At 60.4% G+C, this 20,419-nt stretch carries 19 protein-coding genes; 7 read left to right on the top strand and 12 right to left on the bottom strand.

Going from position 1 to position 20,419, the window contains the following annotated elements; translation table 11 throughout:
- Positions 1–22 precede the first annotated feature (22 nt).
- From ACR3EN_RS10320 to ACR3EN_RS10310, 3 genes are all read right to left on the bottom strand, one after another.
- Positions 23–376, bottom strand: coding sequence for a hypothetical protein (locus tag ACR3EN_RS10320; protein ID WP_480822803.1), 354 nt, complete (start codon positions 374–376; stop codon positions 23–25).
- A gap of 126 nt (positions 377–502) precedes the next feature.
- Positions 503–982, bottom strand: coding sequence for a DUF6497 family protein (locus ACR3EN_RS10315; protein WP_480843276.1), 480 nt, complete (start codon positions 980–982; stop codon positions 503–505).
- A gap of 26 nt (positions 983–1,008) precedes the next feature.
- The gene (locus tag ACR3EN_RS10310; RefSeq protein WP_480822807.1) at positions 1,009–2,541 is read right to left on the bottom strand and encodes an acyl-CoA carboxylase subunit beta; all 1,533 of its coding nucleotides are present in this window, start codon (positions 2,539–2,541) and stop codon (positions 1,009–1,011) included.
- 182 nt (positions 2,542–2,723) lie between these two features.
- Between ACR3EN_RS10310 and ACR3EN_RS10305 the strand changes: the two genes are divergently transcribed.
- The gene (locus tag ACR3EN_RS10305) at positions 2,724–3,929 is read left to right on the top strand and encodes a multidrug effflux MFS transporter (RefSeq protein ID WP_480822809.1); all 1,206 of its coding nucleotides are present in this window, start codon (positions 2,724–2,726) and stop codon (positions 3,927–3,929) included.
- 63 nt (positions 3,930–3,992) lie between these two features.
- A complete protein-coding gene (locus tag ACR3EN_RS10300) occupies positions 3,993–5,393 on the top strand; it encodes a helix-turn-helix domain-containing protein (RefSeq protein WP_480822811.1) in 1,401 nt (466 codons plus the stop codon).
- Between the two features lie 69 nt (positions 5,394–5,462).
- Here the strand turns inward: ACR3EN_RS10300 and ACR3EN_RS10295 are convergent, their stop codons facing one another.
- From ACR3EN_RS10295 to ACR3EN_RS10270, 6 genes are all read right to left on the bottom strand, one after another.
- Complete coding sequence (locus ACR3EN_RS10295; protein WP_480822813.1) at positions 5,463–5,702, bottom strand: HP1242/YdcH family protein; 240 nt, start codon at positions 5,700–5,702, stop codon at positions 5,463–5,465.
- A gap of 98 nt (positions 5,703–5,800) precedes the next feature.
- The gene (gene betA / locus ACR3EN_RS10290; protein ID WP_480822815.1) at positions 5,801–7,459 is read right to left on the bottom strand and encodes a choline dehydrogenase; all 1,659 of its coding nucleotides are present in this window, start codon (positions 7,457–7,459) and stop codon (positions 5,801–5,803) included.
- 89 nt (positions 7,460–7,548) lie between these two features.
- Positions 7,549–9,057 carry a choline-sulfatase gene (gene betC / locus ACR3EN_RS10285; protein WP_480822817.1) on the bottom strand — a complete coding sequence of 503 codons (1,509 nt, stop codon included), beginning with the start codon at positions 9,055–9,057 and terminating at the stop codon, positions 7,549–7,551.
- Positions 9,054–9,626 carry a choline-binding transcriptional repressor BetI gene (betI, locus tag ACR3EN_RS10280; RefSeq protein WP_480822819.1) on the bottom strand — a complete coding sequence of 191 codons (573 nt, stop codon included), beginning with the start codon at positions 9,624–9,626 and terminating at the stop codon, positions 9,054–9,056. Before betI ends, betC begins: the two co-directional genes overlap by 4 nt.
- Before the next feature lie 75 nt (positions 9,627–9,701).
- Positions 9,702–10,622: a DMT family transporter gene (locus tag ACR3EN_RS10275; RefSeq protein WP_480822821.1), complete on the bottom strand. Its 921-nt coding sequence runs from the start codon at positions 10,620–10,622 to the stop codon at positions 9,702–9,704.
- Positions 10,623–10,662: 40 nt separating this feature from the next.
- The gene (locus ACR3EN_RS10270; RefSeq protein WP_480822823.1) at positions 10,663–11,262 is read right to left on the bottom strand and encodes a LysE/ArgO family amino acid transporter; all 600 of its coding nucleotides are present in this window, start codon (positions 11,260–11,262) and stop codon (positions 10,663–10,665) included.
- Between the two features lie 86 nt (positions 11,263–11,348).
- Here ACR3EN_RS10270 and ACR3EN_RS10265 point away from each other — a divergent pair, with 86 nt between their 5' ends.
- Complete coding sequence (locus ACR3EN_RS10265) at positions 11,349–12,236, top strand: LysR family transcriptional regulator ArgP (protein WP_480822825.1); 888 nt, start codon at positions 11,349–11,351, stop codon at positions 12,234–12,236.
- Here ACR3EN_RS10265 and ACR3EN_RS10260 read toward each other — a convergent pair.
- A complete protein-coding gene (locus ACR3EN_RS10260) occupies positions 12,233–13,504 on the bottom strand; it encodes a permease (protein WP_480822827.1) in 1,272 nt (423 codons plus the stop codon). The two genes, ACR3EN_RS10265 and ACR3EN_RS10260, sit on opposite strands and share 4 nt — an antisense overlap.
- Before the next feature lie 139 nt (positions 13,505–13,643).
- Complete coding sequence (locus ACR3EN_RS10255; RefSeq protein WP_480822829.1) at positions 13,644–14,384, bottom strand: YebC/PmpR family DNA-binding transcriptional regulator; 741 nt, start codon at positions 14,382–14,384, stop codon at positions 13,644–13,646.
- A gap of 110 nt (positions 14,385–14,494) precedes the next feature.
- On the opposite strand from ACR3EN_RS10255, the gene ACR3EN_RS10250 reads away from it, so the two are divergent.
- The 4 genes from ACR3EN_RS10250 (at position 14,495) to ACR3EN_RS10235 (ending at position 19,621) form a co-directional block, all read left to right on the top strand.
- Positions 14,495–16,267 carry an SLC13 family permease gene (locus tag ACR3EN_RS10250; protein WP_480822831.1) on the top strand — a complete coding sequence of 591 codons (1,773 nt, stop codon included), beginning with the start codon at positions 14,495–14,497 and terminating at the stop codon, positions 16,265–16,267.
- 16 nt (positions 16,268–16,283) lie between these two features.
- On the top strand, positions 16,284–17,018 hold the full coding sequence (locus ACR3EN_RS10245) for a glutamine amidotransferase (RefSeq protein WP_480822833.1): 735 nt from the start codon (positions 16,284–16,286) through the stop codon (positions 17,016–17,018).
- 72 nt (positions 17,019–17,090) lie between these two features.
- Positions 17,091–17,948: a bile acid:sodium symporter family protein gene (locus tag ACR3EN_RS10240; RefSeq protein ID WP_480870575.1), complete on the top strand. Its 858-nt coding sequence runs from the start codon at positions 17,091–17,093 to the stop codon at positions 17,946–17,948.
- Positions 17,949–17,959: 11 nt separating this feature from the next.
- Positions 17,960–19,621: an FAD-binding dehydrogenase gene (locus ACR3EN_RS10235; RefSeq protein WP_480870578.1), complete on the top strand. Its 1,662-nt coding sequence runs from the start codon at positions 17,960–17,962 to the stop codon at positions 19,619–19,621.
- Here the strand turns inward: ACR3EN_RS10235 and ACR3EN_RS10230 are convergent, their stop codons facing one another.
- Complete coding sequence (locus ACR3EN_RS10230; RefSeq protein ID WP_480870581.1) at positions 19,622–20,368, bottom strand: YbaY family lipoprotein; 747 nt, start codon at positions 20,366–20,368, stop codon at positions 19,622–19,624.
- Positions 20,369–20,419 lie beyond the last annotated feature (51 nt).

The raw sequence follows: 20,419 nt of genomic DNA, 5'->3' as shown, positions 1-20,419 counted from the left end.
TGTGCGGCCCCGTTCAACACACTCAGCCCATCCCGTCGAAAATCTCGGGAAACGATTGGCGCGCGGCATCTGGGTCAATCACCAATAAAGCGTCATAGCTGGCCGCATCAAACGGATCTTCCGCCGCGATCACCTCTCGACCGAACAGCCAGCTCAGCCGCCCGGCGTCCAGATTGCCGCGTTCAAACGGCTGATCACCAAAATGGGTCCAGAGAGCCTCCATGAACGCCGCATCGGCGCGTTTGTCCGCAGGTTTGCGATCCCGAAAGCGTTCACGACGGGTCAACGGCGTCACACCCTTGGGATTGGCGCGCCGGATGGTGAATTGGAAATCGGTACCTGAGAGGCGACCGGGGAAACCGCGATGTTTCAGCATATCGGGGCTCGTTTCGAGAAGGTATTGATAAGACGACAGAAGCCATCTTGCTGCGGGGACAGAGCGGTCATACGCGCCTCCAGTGATTTTCAACCTGAGATACCCTGACATTGAGACTTGCCATGTTCAGAGCCCTTCCCAGATACACGTGGATTGCTCTAGCCGGTAGGCCTCGAAGAACTGAGTTGCATCAGGCTCCGAGGTACCGAACTCGATAGGTCGATCCGAAAACGAGATCACCACACGCGCAGGTTCAAGTGCATGTTGGGCGACGTAGGGAACTGCCAGCGTCTGGCACAGATGTTCCATATCGATTACCGCAACATCATAGGTGATACGCCCGGCGGTCGACCCGATCTTCGGGGCGATAAAGCGGAACCGCAGCCAAAGCTCACCGGGATTGTGGTCCAGCAGAACATTGCTGAGTTCCACCGGCTGGCCGGACGGCACGGGCAAAAGACGATCCGCCGCTGCAGGACCCGCCATATATGCGGCCAAGGCCGCACAGGTCCAGGCACGGGCCCGACCAAGACGGGCTCGTCCCGCTGGCATCGGCTGCTTCGCCCCAAGGGCGCGTGCCGGGTTATGTCTGGCAGAGTTGGTCATGAACAGCAGAGCGTCGCAGCGACCCCTTAAAGCGGAATGTTGTCGTGCTTTTTCCACGGGTTCTTCAGCTGCTTGCCGCGAAGGCTGGCAAAGGCACGCGACACACGGCGGCGGGTGGATTGCGGCATGATCACCTCATCCACAAAGCCGCGCTCTGCCGCCACAAACGGGTTGGCAAAACGGTCTTCATAATCGGCAACGTGCTGCGCGGTCTTCTCGGCGTCATCCAAGTCTGCGCGGTGGATGATCTCGGTCGCACCTTTCGCGCCCATCACCGCAATCTCAGCCGTGGGCCAGGCATAGTTGAAATCACCGCGCAGGTGTTTCGAGGCCATCACAACATAAGCACCACCATAGGCTTTGCGGGTGATCACGGTCACCTTCGGCACCGTCGCTTCCCCGTAAGCATAAAGCAGCTTGGCACCATGCTTGATCACCCCGCTATATTCCTGCTGCGTCCCGGGCAGAAAGCCGGGCACGTCCACCAGCGTCAGAATCGGGATTTCGAAACAGTCACAGAAGCGCACGAACCGCGCCGCCTTGCGCGAGCTGTCGATATCCAGACACCCGGCCAAAACCATGGGCTGGTTGGCTACAACACCAACGGTCTGCCCTTCCAGACGGATGAAGCCGGTGATGATGTTCTTGGCAAAGTCTTCCTGAATCTCGTAAAAATCAACTTCATCGGCGATCTTGGTGATCAGTTCCTTCATGTCATAAGGTGAGTTCGGGTTTTCCGGGATAAGCGTATCCAGCGAGGTTTCGACCCGGTTGGGTTCATCAAAGAACGGGCGCACGGGCGGCTTCTCGCGGTTGTTGAGCGGCAGGAAGTCGACCAGACGGCGCACCTCGGCCAAGGCCTCGACATCGTTTTCAAACGCGCCATCGGCCACCGAGGATTTCTTGGTGTGGGTCGATGCTCCGCCCAGCTCTTCGGCCGTTACCACCTCATTGGTCACGGTTTTAACCACATCAGGGCCAGTGACGAACATGTACGAGGAATCTTTCACCATGAAGATAAAATCGGTCATCGCTGGGCTGTAGACCGCCCCGCCCGCGCAGGGCCCCATGATCACGCTGATCTGCGGAACCACGCCTGATGCGGTCACGTTGCGCTGGAAGACTTCGGCATAGCCCGCCAGCGAGGCGACGCCCTCCTGAATGCGCGCACCGCCCGAGTCGTTGATGCCGATGATCGGCGCGCCGTTTTGCACAGCCATATCCATGATCTTACAGATTTTCTGTGCGTGGGTTTCCGACAGCGAGCCGCCAAACACGGTGAAATCCTGGCTGAACACATAGACCATACGGCCATTGATCGTGCCCCAGCCGGTGACAACGCCGTCGCCAGCAGGCTTTTGTTTTTCCATTCCGAACTCGGTGCAGCGATGGCTGACGAACATATCGAATTCTTCAAAGCTGCCTTCGTCGAGCAGCAGTTCGATCCGCTCGCGCGCGGTCAGCTTGCCACGCGCGTGCTGCGCATCGATCCGTTTCTGCCCACCGCCAAGCCGGGCGTTGGTGCGGCGGTCTTCAAGCTCGGAAAGGATATCTTTCATGACGGTTGTCCCCTATGGAATTTTGCCAGACCATAGCGGCAGCAGGGCATAGGCCAAAGACATTTTCCGCAAATTTGCAAATCTTCCGCAACACATCTTGCAAAAAATGCAAAATTGCTAATTAACACAACAAGCCGCAACAGCAGATGGTAATTCCTGCGCGCAGGCTCTAAAGGTGAACCATGCAGTTCAGCACACCCTCAGTCAGTCGTACACCGCCCACCCTTGCAACGCTTGTGTTGCTGTCGGGCCTGTCGGCACTGAGCATGAACCTGTACCTGCCCAGCCTGCCCTTTATGGCGACCTATTTCCAAACCGACTACAAGACGATGCAGCTGTCGATTGCGCTGTATCTGTTGGTCAACGCGGTGCTGCAAATCCTGATCGGCCCGCTTGCCGACAAAGCGGGGCGCAGACCGGTCCTGCTGTGGGGGCTCGGGTTGTTTCTGCTGGCCACGCTGGGCTGCATCTACGCTCCGACGATCGAGATATTTCTGGCCTTCCGCATGAGTCAGGCGGTGATCGTGGTGGGTATCGTCCTCAGCAGAGCCGCTGTGCGGGATATGTACACGCAGGACAAGGCAGCCTCGATGCTGGGATATGTCACAATGGGCATGGCCGTGGTCCCGATGCTCGGCCCCGCGGTCGGCGGATTGCTCGAAGAAGCGTTCGGTTGGAAAGCCAATTTCTGGCTGCCTTTCGGGCTGGCCGCCCTCGCCCTCTGGCTGACCTATCAGGATTTTGGCGAAACCGCCGCCACCAGCGGCAAAACGTTGGTGCAGCAGTTCCGCGAATATCCAGAGCTGCTGACCTCCCCACGCTTCTGGGGCTACTCGCTGTCCTCGGCTTTGTCCTCTGGGGCCTTCTTCGCCTATCTCGGCGGTGCTCCGTTCATCGGGACCGAAGTGTTCGGCATGACCGCAGCCGAGGTCGGCGTTTACTTCGGGGCCCCGGCCCTTGGGTACTTCTTCGGCAACTTCATCAGCGGGCGTTATTCGGTGCGCTTTGGGGTCAATCGCATGGTCCTGTGGGGCTGCTGGCTGAACGCCATCGGCGTCCTGATTTCGGCCACCCTGTTTCTGGCGGACATGGGCACTGCGCTCAGCTTCTTCGGCCTGATGACATTTGTCGGGCTGGGCAATGGCATGTCGATCCCCAACGCAACAGCAGGAGCGCTGTCCGTCCGTCCGCATCTGGCCGCCACGGCCTCGGGACTCAGCGGGGCGATCATGCTTGGCGGCGGCGCAGGCCTCAGCGCCTGGGCAGGTGCTTTGCTGACTCGCGACACTGGCGCAATGCCCCTGCTGTGGCTGATGCTGGCAACCTCGATCCTGGCGATTTTTGCAATCGGCAGCGTCATCTGGCGCGAGAAGCAGCTCGGTCTCTAGGCACTTGCGCCAAAGGGTTTGCAAAGTTAGCCTGAAAATTCAGGAAACTTGCAAAGAACCATCATGGCCACCCAGAAACTCTATGCCGGCGCCAAGCTGCGCGAAATGCGCACGCGCCTGACCCTGACCCAAAAGGAATTCGCCACAAAACTGGGCGTTTCTCTGCCGTACCTCAACCAGATGGAGAATAACAACCGTCCGATCTCGACCACGGTTGTTCTGGCGCTGGCGCAGGAATTCGGCATGGATGTTACCGAGCTCAGCACCGGTGACAGCGAACGGCTCGTTTCCGACATGCGCGAGGCGCTGGCCGATCCAGTGTTTGCCGACATGATGCCGCCCCTGGCTGACCTGCGGCTTACCGCCTCGAACGCGCCAGCATTGGCCCGGGCCTTCATCGAGTTGCACCGCAGCTATCGTCAGACCCACGAACGGCTCGCCTCGCTCGACGAAGCTTTGGGGCGCGAGGACGCCCGCATTCAGGCCAGCCCATGGGAAGAGGTCCGTGACTTCTTCCATTATTGCGACAATTACATCGACGCCGTCGACCGTGCCGCCGAACGGTTCGCAGCCCGCGCAGATGATGCCGGAAGCATCCGCCAGGCGGCCCTGAACAGCCTGTCGGAACGCGGTATTCACGTAACCTTTGGAGATACCGAAACCCTGCGCAGCTACAACGCGGCGGATAAGACTCTGCGCCTGTCTTCACGCGCAACCCCGCAGACCCAAGTATTTCAACTCTTGCTACAGGTGGCGCTGATCAGCCAGGACAAGCTGCTTGAGGCCACGCTCGACTTCGCCCGTTTCCAAAGCGAAGAGGCGCGTGCGATTGCCAAGATCGGGCTGGCCAACTACTTCGCAGGAGCCTCGCTGATGCCCTACGCGGCGTTCCTGTCTGCCGCGCAAGAGTACCGCCATGATCTGGAACTTCTCAGCAACCGGTTTGGGGCCTCCATCGAACAGATCGCCCACCGCCTGTCGACCCTGCAACGGCCCGGAGCCAAGGGTATCCCGTTCTTCTTCGTCCGCGTCGATCAGGCGGGAACCATAACCAAACGCCACTCGGCCACGCGGCTGCAATTCGCCCGTTTCGGCGGGGCTTGCCCGCTGTGGAACGTCCACCGCGCCTTTGAAACACCAGGCCATTTTCTGCAGCAGCTGGCGGAAACGCCCGATGGCGTCCGCTATATCTCACTGGCCCGCGATGTGTCTAAATCGGGTGGCTCGTTCGGCGCGCCGGTGCGCCGTTACGCTATCGCTCTGGGTTGCGAAATCCGCCATGCCGAAGCGCTGGTCTACGCCGACAACCTCGACATCACCAACGCCAGCGCGTTCGAACCCATCGGCATCTCGTGCCGCATCTGCGAGCGCCAGACCTGCCATCAACGCTCGGTCCCGCCATTGGAACGCCGCTTGACCATCGACGCCCATACCCGCGGGACTTTGCCTTACGAGGTCACCTGACCTTCTTCTGTTCTAAAATACCTCGGAGAAACTGCCGATAGCGACGGGGGCAGAGCCCCCGCCCTGCTCTTACCCTTTCGACAAAATCGCCCAAATCGCATCCTTGAGTGCCGCACGTTTCTTGCGCAGCTCAACCTCGGCCAATTCCTCCATGGGCTCGACGTTGGTTTCGGCCCGATGAACGATGCGATTGACCTCATGATATTCATCCGCAAGGCGCGCGAAATGCGCGTCCGATTGCTTGAGCTGGCTCATCAATTCGACCTTGTCAGGGAATTCCTCGGCCAGTTCATGCGGGGTGTGGGACATTCGATGCGCTCCTATATCTGCGTTACGTCCCAAGACTAAAGATGCCGCGCAGGTGTTACTTTGACCCGGATCAAATCCGGGGCAAAGAAGGTCGGGAATTATCGTTGTGCAACGGCCCATTCCGGATGAATCCAAGGCCGATCGTTGGCCTTTGGCAATGCATCCCTGCCAAGAAGGTGATCAGAGATTTTCTCACCCACCATGATCGAAGGTGCGTTAAGATTGCCATTGGTAATCTGAGGAAAGATCGAACTGTCGGCCACGCGCAGCCCGTCGACTCCGATCACGCGGCCCTGCGGGTCCACTACGGCCTGTTTGTCGTCCGCCCGCCCCATACGGCAGGTGCCGCAAGGATGGTACGCGCTCTCGGCATGTTCTGCGATGAACGCATTCAACGCGTCATCGCTTTGCGCGGCAGCGCCTGGCTGTATTTCCTTGCCCGCAAATGGCTTGAACGCCTCTTGTCCGAAAATCTCGCGGGTCAGGCGGATGCAGGTTCGGAAATCCTCCCAGTCCGTTTCATGGCTCATGTAGTTGAACCGGATCACAGGTGCGTCCTCGGCCCGCGCCGAGCGCAAGGTCACCGCGCCGCGTGACGGGGATCGCATCGGTCCCACATGCGCCTGAAACCCGTGCCCCTCAGCCGCCGCCTGCCCATCATAGCGTACCGCCATGGGTAGGAAGTGATACTGAATGTCGGGATATTCCACACCCGGCTTCGACCGGATAAAGGCCGCACTTTCAAACTGGTTCGAGGCCCCAAGCCCTGTTTTGGTAAACAACCACTGCGCCCCGATCATCCCCTTGCTGAGCAGGTTCCAGTGTTTGTAGAGGGTGATAGGCTGCAACGAAGCCTGCTGAATATAAAGCTCCAGATGGTCCTGAAGGTTCGCCCCAACACCGGGCCGATCCGCGACCACCTCGACCCCATGCTCGGCCAGATGCGCTGCCGGGCCGATGCCCGACAACATCAGCAGCTTGGGTGAGTTGATTGACGAAGCCGCAAGCACCACTTCGCGCCGTGCCCGGATGAGCTCGCGCTTACCGCCGCGGATCAGTTCGACACCGGTCGCGCGTCCGTCTTGGGTCACAACCCGCGCGGCCAGCCCGCGCACAATCTCGCAATTGTCCCGCTTGAGCGCGGGCTTCAGATAAGCATTGGCCGCAGACCAGCGCCGCCCTTTCCAGACGGTCTGCTCCATCGGGCCAAAGCCCTCTTGCTTTTCACCGTTATAGTCGCCTGTGACCTCATAGCCGGCTTGTTGACCGGCATCGACAAAAGCCTTGAACAGAGGGTTCTCTCGCGGACCGCGAGAGACATGCAACGGTCCGTCGGTCCCGCGCCATGTGACATCGCCCCCGTGGCCGCCATCATGCCAGGTCTCCATCCGTTTGTAATAGGGCAGCACGTCCGCGTAAGACCATCCATCCGCGCCCATCTCGGCCCAGGTGTCAAAATCGCGCGCGTGACCACGCACATAGACCATCCCGTTGATCGAGGATGATCCGCCGATCACCTTTCCCCTTGGGCAGGCAAGGCGGCGGTTGTTGAGGTGCGGTTCGGGCTCGGATCTGTAGCCCCAGTCATAGCGAGACATGTTCATCGGATAGCTGAGCGCCGCCGGCATCTGGATGAACGGCCCTGCATCGGTGCCGCCGTGTTCGATCACCAGCACCGAAGCTCCGCCTTCGCTCAGCCGGTAGGCCAACGCGCATCCGGCGGATCCGGCGCCGACGATGACAAAATCTGCTTCCATATTCGTGTCTCCGGTCCCGCGCGGGCCAAGATTTTTCGTCGAAAAATCTTTTTGCCTCCGGCGGGAGTATTTTCAAAAAGATGAAGAGGTTACTCGCCGCGCGGGTAGCGCTGGTTTTCTTCCACAACGTTCAGGTCCATGTGGTTGCGCATGTAGCGTTCCGAGGCTTTCTGAAGTGGCTGATAGTCCCACGGATAATAGCCACCCTGCCGAAGTGCTTCATAAACCACCCATCGGCGGGCCTGACTGGCACGGACCTCGGCATCAAAGCGGTACAGATCCCAGCGGGCCTCGGATTTCGCACGCAAGGTCTGCAAAGTGCCCGCGTGCTCGGGGTGCGTTGCAAGATTGCTGAGTTCATGCGGGTCACTCTCGAGGTCGAACAGCTGATCAGGGTCCAGCGCACAGCGGTTGTATTTCCACTTGCCATACCGCAACGATACCAGCGGTGCGTAGGAGGCCTCGGCGGCATATTCCATGGCCACCGGGGCGGTGCGCGCGGTGCCCTGCGCCAAAGGGACGAGATCTTCGCCATCAGTCCAAGGCGCAATCTCGGCCATATCCACGCCTGCAAGCGATCCCAGCGTCGGTGTCACGTCAATCGTCGATACCGGGGTGTCAATCCGGCCCGCAGGCAGGTCGGGTGCCGAAATCATCAGTGGCACACGGGCCGAGCCTTCATAAAAGTTCATCTTGAACCACAAGCCGCGCTCGCCCAGCATATCGCCGTGGTCCGAGACAAAGAGGATGATGGCCTCCTGCCGTGTGCTGTCGAGTACTTCAAGGATCTCTCCGATCTTGTCATCCAGATACGAGATGTTCGCAAAATACGCCCGGCGGGATTTGCGGATGTCTTCTTCGGTAATGTCGAAGCTACGCCAGTCATTGGCGTCGAAAATACGTTTGGAATGGGGATCCTGATTGTCGTAGCCGATATCAGAAACCTCGGGCAGAAGGTGCGCGCAATCCTCGTAGAGATCCCAGTATTTGCGCCGCGCGACATATGGATCATGAGGATGGGTGAAACTGACCGTCACACACCATGGGCGCGCATCCTTGCCGCGCGCCAAATCGTAAAGCTTGGCCTTGGCGTTGTAAGCGACCTCGTCGTCGTACTCCATCTGGTTCGAGATTTCCGCAATGCCTGCGCCGGTGACCGAGCCCATATTGTGGTACCACCAGTCGATCCGCTCACCGGGCTTGCGGTAATCGGGTGTCCAGCCGAAATCAGCGGGGTAGATGTCGGTGGTCAGGCGGGCTTCAAACCCGTGCAATTGATCGGGGCCGACGAAATGCATCTTGCCGGACAGGCACGTATAGTATCCTGCACGCCGTAAGTGATGCGCATAAGTCGGGATGTCACTGCGAAACTCTGCGGCATTGTCGTAGACCCCGGTGCGTGACGGCAATTGACCGGACATGAAGCTGGCCCTGCCCGGCGCACATAAGGGCGACGCGGTGTAGGCGTTGGCGAACCGGGTCGAGCGTTCCGCCAGTTTCTTCAGGTTTGGAGCATGAAGCCAGTCGGCGGGACCGTCAGGAAAGAGGGTTCCGTTGAGCTGATCCACCATCAGGATCAGGATGTTCGGCTTTTTCATTTTTCAGCCTCGAGGAAGGTCTCAAGAACACGCAGGGCGTGGTTCACCGCAAGTTGTGGCTCTTGCGGGGCGTTGAGAGCGGAGTGGATGTAAAGCCCGTCGATCAATGCGATCATATCCTCGGCTGCCTCGACCGGGTTCTGCATCAGCGGGCGCAGGGCGTGGATCAGATTGGACCGGATACGCGCCTGATAGATCTGCCAAAGGCGCAGCGCATCGTCGTTGGTCTGCGCAAGCACGTAAAAGGTCATCCATGCCGCGATTACGTCGGGCGTAAAACACGAGGGCGCAAAGCAGGCCCGGATGATGGCCTGTGCACGCGCATTTGCAGGCGCAATCTCAAGCTGGGCGCGTGCTTCAGATCCGAAATCAGACAGGATGCGGCGCATGGCGGCCAGAAAAATCTGCTCTTTGCCGCCGAAATAGTGATGGGCCAGCGCGCTGGACATTCCCGCGCGTTTTGCAATCTGGCTGACCGTAACGTCGAGGGATTTCTGCACACCAAGCTCGGCAATCGTCGCTTGGACGATCGCCTCGCGCCGGATCGGTTCCATTCCGAGTTTCGGCATCTGAGCCCCTCTGCCACATCTGTTGATGCAGAAAAGCTAAGGCGTTTTTATTGACCCGTCAATCAATAACCTTTTTCAACGCGCTGCGGGTGGGTTTTCGGACCCTTGCACCGGCGTCGGAGGCCTGCGCATGATCCGCGCTTCGCGCCAGGTGATGAAACTGAGTGCGCCCAGGATCAGGGTACCTCCGGCGATCACCCAGATGTCGATACGTTCGTGAAACACCAGCGTACCCAGCAGCGTAGCCCAGATCAGTTGCAGGAAGGTCATCGGCTGCGTCACCGCCACCGGAGCCGCCTGCAGGGCCAGCGTCATGAAGTAGTGCCCGGCGGTCGCAAAACTGGCGACGACAAACAAAATCCCCATATCGCGCAGGCTGGGCGGCTGCCACACGGCGATGGCGAAGGGTATCAGCGCAAGCGTCACCCAGATCGACAGATGCGCCACCACCACCGAAGGTCGGATATCGCGGACAAGCACCTTGGCCAGCAGATAGGAACCGCCCAGTGCAAGCGTCGTGCCCAGCATCGCCAGATGGCCGGGCAAGACCTCTCGGAAACCGGGGCGCAGGATGATGATGACTCCGACCAATGCAACACCGATGGCCGCAATCCGGCGGAAAGCCAGCTTCTCACCCAGAAACAGAGCAGCGCCTAAGGTCACGTAAACCGGCGTCAGGTAATTCATCGCGGTGACCTCGGCCAAAGGGATGCGGGTCATTGCGAAAAACCACAGCATGACGGCAACGGCGTGAACGATGCCACGCAGGCCGAACAGGGTCAGATTGCGGCGAGTCAGGCGGGTTTCGAAAATTGCGCGCAGCGCCGGAAGCAGGAAAACCAGCCCCAGAACATATCGCAAAAATGCAGCCTGTATCGGGTTCATGCTGGTGCCAAGAATCTTCACCAGCGCATTCATGCCCACAAAAGACAGACCTGCCGCCAGCATCCAGAACATGCCGGTCAGAGGGCGATAGGTTTCGGGGTGTGCGTTCATAAAAACGGTTGAACACCGGAATTCAGCCGGGAACAACCCTTCACATGACAACAAGTTTCAGTGCGATCAGCAACATGACAACGCCGATCAACGCATCCAGCAGCTGCCACGCGCGTGGGCGCGCAAATACAGGTGACAGAATCCTTGCGCCATACCCCAGCGAGAAAAAGAACACAAAGCTCGACGCCATGGCACCCACGGCAAATCCCAGACGGTCATCATATTGTGCCGAGATTGACCCAATCAGCACGACCGTATCCAGATAGACATGCGGATTCAGCCAAGTGAACGCCATCAGCGTCAGCAAAGCGGTGCGCAGACTGGTGCGCTGACCCTGACCCGGCTGCATCGCGGCCCCGCCCTGCAACGCTGACTGAAAACTGCGCAGCGCGTACCAGATCAGAAACGCGGCGCCACCGTAACGCATCACCGGTTCAAACCACGGTACAGCCTTGGCAAGAGTACCGAACCCCGCCACCCCGGCGGCAATCAGTATCGCATCCGAGACCGCACAGGTCAGGCACAGCACAAAGACATGCTCGCGCCGCAGCCCTTGCCGCAGGACAAAGGCATTCTGCGCGCCGATCGCAAGGATCAGGCTAAAGCTCAGGGCAAAACCGGCGATCAGGGACGGGAACATGCGACCTCCTATTGGTTGCGCTATTGACTACAGCTTGCTCGCGGACCTATCAAATTAAAGATAGTAACCTGAATTAAGTACAGCTAATGCTACTGGACCCGCATCACCTGTCTGCGCTGTCTGCCATCTTGCGCCATGGCAGCTTTGACGCCGCGGCGGCAGCGCTTTCGGTCACTCCATCGGCGATTTCACAGCGGATTAAGGCGCTTGAGGATCGGGTCGGGGCGGCGTTGATCAACCGCGGAACGCCCTGCACCGCCACGCCGACCGGATTGCGCATTGCCCGCCATGCCGAGGATATCGGAATCCTTGAGGCGCAGTTAGCGCGCGAAATCACGCTGGATCGCACCGAGGGCCCTGCCCGCGTGCGCATTGCGCTGCCTGCCGATGTTCTGGCCACCTGGTTCATCGACGCCATGGCGCAAACTGACGATATGCTGTTCGATCTGGTGATTGACGATCAGGATCACTCGGCCGACTGGCTGCGTCGCGGAGAGGTCAGCGCTGCGATCACAGTGGGCGGCCAGTCAGTCCCCGGTTGCGATGCGGTAGCGCTTGGAGCGCTGCGTTATCTGCCAACTGCAAGTCCAGCGTTCATGCGCAAGTGGTTCGCCGATGGCATTCATGACCAAACGCTGTCGCGCGCGCCCTGTCTGGTGTTCAGCCGCAAGGACAATCTGCAAAAGACCTATCTGGCCGCACATACCAGCGGGCGCATCTCACCCCCGTCGCATTTTTTGCCCTCGTCGCAAGGCTTCGTCGAGGCCGCAATCGCCGGCTTGGGCTGGGGAATGAACCCCGAAGGGCTGGTACGTGACGCGATATCCGAAGGGGCACTGGTTGAACTGATCCCGAACACTCCGCTGGACATATCATTGACATGGCAGGTCGGGCGGGTTCTGGCCCCTGCCCTGATGCCGCTGACACGTGCGGTCCAGCGCGCAGCGGCCCGGGCGCTGATCCCGCCACGTTAGGCGCGCGATACCTCGGGTTTTGGCGGCTGTACAATGCGATAGCATGCAAACGCCGCCCACAGGCTGACCAGCACGATGAACGCAATGGCCGAGGCAACCTCGTGCATATGAGCCACCGCCGCCATCGCCGCAGAGAGCAGCACCCCGGCCAGCCGACAGATCGCCTTGATTGCCGCCGCGCCCTGCACGCGCTGGTCTTTTGGAGCAACGTCCAGGAAATACAGCTTGCGCGCGCTGCCGATCCCGGTTGCCGCAACCGATACGATGAATAACGAAATCGCGTGCAGATGGATCGCATGATCGAGATGCAGGTAGTGAAAGCCCAGCAGCACGATCCCCGTCGCCGCCACCATCAGGGTGCCTGTGACCATCACCGCGCGATGAGATTTCATGTTCACAAGCTGCCACAACGGGGCCGAAACCAGATAACCCGATGCCGACGAGATGATCATGGCGGTCAGCCCCTTGGCCGACGCGTGATGCGCCTCGGCCGCGATCAATGCGAAAAACGGCACCGACAGTGTGACGACGACCAACGGCAGACGCATCACCATATAACGCCGGAACCAATCCTGTTCGAACATCCTGACAATGCCTGAGACAACGTCGCGCAACGATGAGCGGTGCGGTTTAGTCGCCCCGTCGGCCTGCTTCTCAGGCGCGGTTTCCGCCATCCCCAGAATACACAACGCGGAAAACAGGAAGAACAGCACCGACGCGACGATCACTGCCGAATGGCGTGAAAACGGTGGGTTCTCTTTGGTGATCTCGTGCAGCAACAGCGCCAGCCCGATCGCACCAAGGCCACCTGCGCCAAGCTGCAAGTAACGGATGACCATCCGGGATTTCGATTTCAAGTGATCCCCGAACAGGTCAGACAACATCAGCGCCTGGCTCTCTTCGATCAGCCCAATCAGGAAAAACGCCATGACGAAAGCAATCGCCGTCAGCGGCACACTTCCGGTGGCAGCGATCAGCAGGGCCATCAGCAGGCAGCCACCGATCCCGATTTCAGTCAGGGCGACACCCCGTTTCTTGCGGGCCTGCGCCGCGATGGGGCGCGCAAAGAACACGTCCGAGATCATGCTGCCGACCATGCGGATCGACACCAGCGCCCCGGCGAGAAACATCGGCAACTCCAGCGACACCGCCAGAAACGGCAGCACGACCGAGGGGCTGCCCAGCGTCCACGCGACCTGCGACAGGATGCTTTGCCCTGCCAGAACCGGCACATTGCGCCGTCCGGGGTCCGTGGTTTTTGATGCCATCTGCGCTTGACCTGTGTCGCGCCCTTCGCGCTACCTAAGTGTTTGCAGCGACTGTATAAGGGCGAACAGCGTGGGCCAAGGCCTCTGAAAACGCAAAACCCGGCTCTGGGCCGGGTTTCATGCTTCTTTTCGTGCCCAACTATAGCTGGGCCATTACCTCGTCGGTCGCCTCGAAATTGGTAGTCACGCGCTGAACGTCATCGTCATCTTCCAGCGCGTCCACCAGCTTCATGAGCTTTTGCATGTCTTCCAGACCCAACTCGGTCGTGGTGGTGGGTTTCCACACCAGCTTTGTGGATTCGGATTCGCCCAGCGCAACTTCCAGCGCGTTGGACACATCGTTCAGATCGGTGTCGGCGCACCATATGATGTGACCGTCTTCCGAGCTTTCGACATCCTCGGCCCCGGCCTCGATCGCGGCTTCGAAAATCGTGTCCGCGTCCCCTGCATCCGCCTGATAGACAACCTCCCCCTTGCGGTCGAACATGAACCCGACCGAACCGGTCTCACCCAGATTGCCGCCATTCTTGGAAAAGGTAGACCGTACGGTCGAGGCCGTCCGGTTGCGGTTGTCGGTCATCGTCTCGACGATCACGGCGACGCCGTTGGGGCCATAGCCCTCATACCGGATTTCTTCGTATTCGTCGCCTTCGCCCGCAACCGATTTCTTGATCGCGCGGTCGATCACGTCCTTGGGGACCGAGTTCGACTTGGCCTCTTTCACTGCCAGACGCAGGCGCGGGTTCTTGTCGGGATCCGGGTCGCCCATCTTGGCGGCCACGGTGATCTCTTTCGACAGTTTGGAAAACAGTTTGGACCGCGCGGCGTCCTGACGTCCCTTGCGGTGCTGGATATTGGCCCATTTGGAGTGGCCTGCCATGGTGCGTCCTCGTCATCATGTTTGCGTGTTCGGCGCTCATATAGACGTTTGCAGGGGATGGGATCAAGAGACCGGCTTGCCCGACCCGCGCCTGAGGCTATGGTGGCGGTATGACGACAGATCAGATCATTCTTTTTTCCCTTTTCATCGCTGTGTTCGGAATGCTGCTTTGGGGGCGCTTCCGGTACGACCTTGTGGCCTTCACCGCACTGATGATCGCGGTGACGCTGGGCGTGGTGCCCGTGGATAGTGCCTTTGCCGGGTTTGGACACCCCGCCACGATCATTGTCGCCTTGGTGCTGGTGGTTTCGGCCGGTCTGGTGCGCTCGGGCGCGGTGTTCATGATCACACGAACGCTGGTCGATGCCTCGCGGGGCCTCGGCGCCCACATCGCGCTGATGGGCGGGATCGGGGCGGTTCTTTCGGCCTTCATGAACAACGTCGCGGCGCTGGCTCTGTTGATGCCGGTCGATATCCAGACCGCGCGCAAGGCGGCCCGCCCGGTCGGGCTGTCGCTGATGCCGCTCAGCTTTGCGACGATCCTTGGGGGGATGGCGACGCTGATCGGGACACCGCCGAACATCATCATCGCCTCAATCCGGGCCGAAACGCTGGGCGAACCGTTTCATATGTTCGATTTCGCCCCAGTGGGCGGGATCGCGGCCATTGCTGGTCTGGCCTTCGTCGCGCTGATCGGCTGGCGTCTGATCCCCAATCGCGGCGTGCAGCAGGAAACATCCGAGGTGCTCGCCGAATACATTGCCGAGCTGACCATCCCGCCCGAGTCGCCTCATATCGGCAAGCGGGTTAGTGAACTCTATGAGGCTGCCGAGAAATCCGACGTCGCGATCATCGGACTGATAAGGGATGGCAAGCGCCGCTATGGCCGCTCGACCCACGCCACGTTGCACGAAGGCGACGCGCTGGTGCTTGAGGCGCGGCCCGAGGCGCTGGATGAATTCCGGGCCGCGTTGAACCTCAATTTCTCAGACACGAGGCGGCAGGAGGTTCTGACCGCCGAGGGCGACGGGCTGGAGGTGATCGAGGTTGTCGCCCCCGAAAGCGCCCGCATCACCGGGCGCACCGCGCAGGCGCTGGGGTTGGCGTGGCGGCAAAGCACAGTGCTGATGGGCATCTCGCGTCAAGGGCAGCGCATCACCAAACAGGTCCGCAAGACCGAGGTTGAGGCCGGGGACATCCTGCTGCTGCTCTGCCCACGCGACCGAAGCGCCGATGTGACCGAGTGGCTGGGCTGTTTGCCGCTGGCCGAACGGGGCCTGAACGTGACGGCCAATGACAAGGCATGGCTGGCGATTGGCCTGTTCGCGGCTGCCGTGCTGGCCGCCAGTATCGGGCTGATCTATCTGCCCATCGCTTTGGGTCTGGTGGTGGTGGCCTATGTGCTGACCAAGATCATGCCCATCGCCGATATTTACAATCATATTGAATGGCCTGTGGTGGTTTTGCTTGGATCGATGATCCCGCTAGGCAGCGCTTTGGAGACCTCAGGCGGCACAGAACTTATTGCCAACGCGCTGATCCAACTGACAAACGGCCTGCCCGCATGGGCCATCCTGACCGTGCTGATGGTGGTCACCATGACCCTGTCGGATGTGCTGAACAACACCGCAACCGCCATCGTCGCCGCCCCCGTGGGAATCCAGATGGCCCGCACGCTTGAGGTCTCGCCCGACCCGTTTCTGATGACGGTGGCCGTGGCGGCCTCGGCGGCGTTCCTGACGCCCATCGGGCACAAGAACAACACGCTGGTTCTGGGCCCCGGAGGCTATCATTTCGGCGACTACTGGCGCATGGGCCTGCCGCTTGAGGTTCTAATCATCGCCGTTTCGATCCCCTCGATCCTTGTGTTCTGGCCGCTTTGATGGGTAAAGGCAGCGCATGAAACGCTTTCTGATCCTGCAACTGCGCCCGGAAACCGATGCCTCGGATGCCGAGTATGCTTCGATTCTGGACAAGACCGGCCTGACGCCTGACCAGACCCACCGCATCCGGCTTGATTGCGAGGACCTGCCCGAGGGGCTGGAGGTCACCGATTACGCCGGTGTCATCGTCGGCGGCGGACCGGGCTGCGTCAGTGACGATCCGGCCAGCAAATCTGCGCTGGATGCGAAGATCGAAGGTGCGATCATGGGGCTGATGCCGCAGATCACCGCGCAGGATCATCCCTTCATGGGCTGCTGTTATGGCTTGGGCATTCTGACCGCGCATCTGGGTGGCGACGTCAGCAAACGGCAATATGGCGAACCGGTCGGCCCCTCAGATTGCCGCCTGACCGCGGATGGCGCGCAGGACCCGCTGACCGCTGGCCTGCAACCGGAATTCGAGGCCTTTGTCGGCCATAAAGAAGCAGTGCAATCCCTGCCCGATGGCTGCGTGCATCTGGTCACCTCAGACCCCTGCCCGTTCCAGATGATCCGCTGGGGGCAGAACGTCTATGCCACCCAGTTCCACCCCGAGGCCGATGCGCATGATTTCGAAGAACGCATCCATATCTACAAGGATCACGGCTATTTCCCGCCCGAAGATGCGCAAATCCTGATTGATATGTGCCATGCCGCCGATGTCACCCAACCGGGCGAGATTCTGCGCCGGTTCGTGCAACGCTACGGGTGACCCAACGGAGCGGTTGCCTGATCCACGACCCCTCGCATAGGCTGGCCCGAACGGCTTTGGGAGGAGTTGTTCTTGGACCTGCTAATCAATGTCGGCCTGCCGCTGTCGCTGGCCATTATCATGCTGTCTTTGGGTGTCGGGCTTGAGGTCGCCGACTTTCGCCGCGTCCTGACCCGAGGCTACCCCTTTGCCATCGGCGCAATCAGTCAGGTGGTGCTGATCCCGCTGGCCGCGTTTGTGGCCGTCAAACTGTTCGCGCTGCCACCCGAGATTGCCGTGGGGGTCATGCTGCTCAGCTTCTGCCCCGGCGGGGTGACCAGCAACATCCTTACGAAATTCGCCAAAGGCGATGTGGCACTTTCGGTCAGCCTGACGGCGGTGATCAGCCTGTTGTCTATCGTCACCGTTCCCATTCTGGCCGCATGGTCCATCGACTATTTCATGGCAGAGTCGGCGCCAGAGGTTTCAATCGCAGCGCTGGCAACTGCGCTGTTTCTGATAACTACGCTTCCAGTCGCAATCGGTGTCAGCCTAAGGCATTTTGCAAAGCGGTTCGCCACCCGGATCGACGCCCCTCTCTCAACGCTCGCATCGGTCCTGTTTGTTCTGATCGTCTTGGCCGCGCTGGCCGGAAACTGGCAGTTCTTCATCGCAAACCTCAGCTCAATCGGCGTTGCGCTTGTCGCGTTGAACATCGCCCTTTTGCTGGTTGGTCTTGGGTTGGCACGCGCCGCAAATCTGACATGGGCCGAGGCCAAGACCATCTCGATCGATACGGGTATCCAGAACTCGGCAATGGGCATTACCCTTGCAGCGCTGATCACCAGCACAACCACCGGCTTCAGCCCTCTGGCCGTGCCCGCCGGCGTCTATGGTATCACAATGTATGTGGTCGCCGCGCCCTTTATCCTCTGGTTCCGCAGCCGCTGAAAGGACAACCCATGACCAACAACACAGCAGACGCAATTGTGGTCGGCGGCGGGCTTGCCGGTCTGGCTGCGGCGGCAGAGTTGGGTGATCGTGGCAAGCGAGTGATCATCGTGGATCAGGAGCCCGAGCATTTCCTCGGCGGGCAAGCGTTCTGGAGCCTTGGCGGTCTGTTCATGGTCGACACCCCGGAACAGCGGCGCATGGGCATCCGCGACAGCCACGATCTGGCCTTGCGCGACTGGATGGGTAGCGCGCAGTTTGACCGGGATGAGGACGCCTGGCCCCGCAAATGGGCGCAAGCCTATGTCGAGTTTGCCGCCGGCGAGATGCGCCCATGGTTGCATGAGATGGGCCTGCGCTGGTTCCCGGTCGTGGGCTGGGCCGAACGCGGCGGGTCTTATGCGGACGGTCATGGCAACTCGGTCCCGCGCTTTCACATCACATGGGGCACTGGGCCGGGTGTGCTGGAACACTTCATCCGGCGGGTCAAAGAACACGTCAGCGCCGGGCTGATCCAGATGAAATTCCGCCATCAGGTTAGCCATATCATCATGCAGAACGGCTGCGCCAAAGGCGTCTCCGGAGAGGTTCTGGCCGATGACACCGCCCAGCGCGGCGGCAAGACCAACCGCGATGAGGTGGGCGAGTTCGAGGTCTACGCGCCCTCGGTCATCGTCACCTCGGGCGGGATCGGCGGCAATTTCGAGATGGTGCGCAAGAACTGGCCCCGCGACCGGCTGGGTGAGCCGCCCAAGGATATGGTCGCAGGTGTACCGTTCCATGTGGATGGCCGCATGATTCCGATCACCGAAAAGGCGGGCGGTCATGTGATCAACGGCGATCGGATGTGGCACTATACCGAAGGTGTGCGCAACTGGGATCCGATCTGGCCCGCGCATGGCATTCGCATCCTGCCCGGGCCAAGCTCGATGTGGTTCGATGCACGCGGCAATCGTCTGCAACCGCCCTGCCTGCCGGGGTTCGACACGCTGGGGACGCTCAAAGAAATCCTGAAAACCGGCTATGACTACAGCTGGTTCGTTCTGACGCAAAAGGTGATCAAGAAGGAATTCGCCCTGTCGGGGTCCGAACAGAACCCCGATTTCACCTCGGGCAGTTGGATAGAGGTCATCCGTCAGCGCATCCTTTCAGGCTCAAAAGCCACCGGGCCGGTCGAGGCGTTCAAGGAAAAGGGCGAGGATTTCGTCGTCGCCCACACCCTGACCGAGCTGGTCAGCGGCATGAACCAGCTGGGTGGAGGCCTGATCGACGAGGCACATCTGCGCGCCCAGATCGAGGCGCGGGATTCGCAGGTCGATAATCCGTTCTCGAAAGATGCGCAGATGATGGCGATTTTGGCCGCGCGGAACTATCGCGGCGACCGGCTGATCCGCACAGCCAAGCCGCATAAGTTCCTCGATCCGTCAAACGGCCCGCTGATCGCGGTCAAGCTGCATGTGCTGACCCGCAAGACGCTGGGCGGGCTGCAGACCAACCTCGATAGCCAGATGATCGGTGCCGACGGTCAGGTTGTCCCCGGCTTGTTCGCGGCCGGAGAGGTCGCGGGCTTCGGCGGTGGCGGCTACCACGGATACAACGCGCTGGAGGGCACGTTCCTGGGGGGCTGTATCTTCTCGGGCCGCAATGCGGGGCGGTCGCGGGCCGTAGCCTGATTAAGGCGTGCGGATGAATTTCAGAACAGGCTCACCCGCGGCATCCAGCAGCACCAGACTGTCGCCCGCCACCGCATAGGCGGTTACGCCCTGCAAGGCGGCGAAGAACTGATCCTCGACCTCTTCCAGCGCGGGCGGACAGGCCATCAAGGTGGCCGCCATGTTGTCCGGGAACTCAAGGCCATCACCCGACAGCTCAACCTGTCCCATGAAGCGGTTGCAGCCTCCGAATCCGCTGAAGGACCCGCCTTGGGCAAACGACAGCGTTGGCGGGCGTTCGGCATTGACGACTGCGCCATCGATACCAATAGCAGTCCAGTTGGTGTCTTCCAGCGTGGCCGCACCCTGCCCGCTGACCTGCACCAGCACAAGATCTGTGGAATCCCCGGCTCCGTTGGTCAGAACCGGATGAACGGTGTCGGTGGTAAACAGCAGTTGGTTCCCGCGCACGATTGAGGCGCGGACCGCATAGGTCATGCCATCGCGGATCAGCGCGTCATCAAAGCTCAGTTCGAATTCGGCCGGTACCCCGGTCAACGCATAACGCTGCGCCGCCAGAGTCACCGCTGGCACATCGGCCAGCGAGATATCCTGAAGCTCAACATACAGCGTCGCATCCTCTGGCACCGCGATCCGTTCGCGATAAGTCGCGGTTCCGGTGACCGATCCGGCATGGCTCTGGCTGCCCAGAAGGGCCAGCACGACGGCTCCGGCCACGATGGCTTGTCCGAGTTTGGGAAACGGCATGATCCCATCCTTTCGCATTCATCTTGCAGCAAACGTTTGTGCACCGGTCGC

The sequence above is a fragment of the Ruegeria sp. G7 genome (assembly GCF_056535465.1).
Note: the sequence above shows the minus strand (reverse complement) of the source record. Positions and strands in the feature narration are given on the sequence as shown.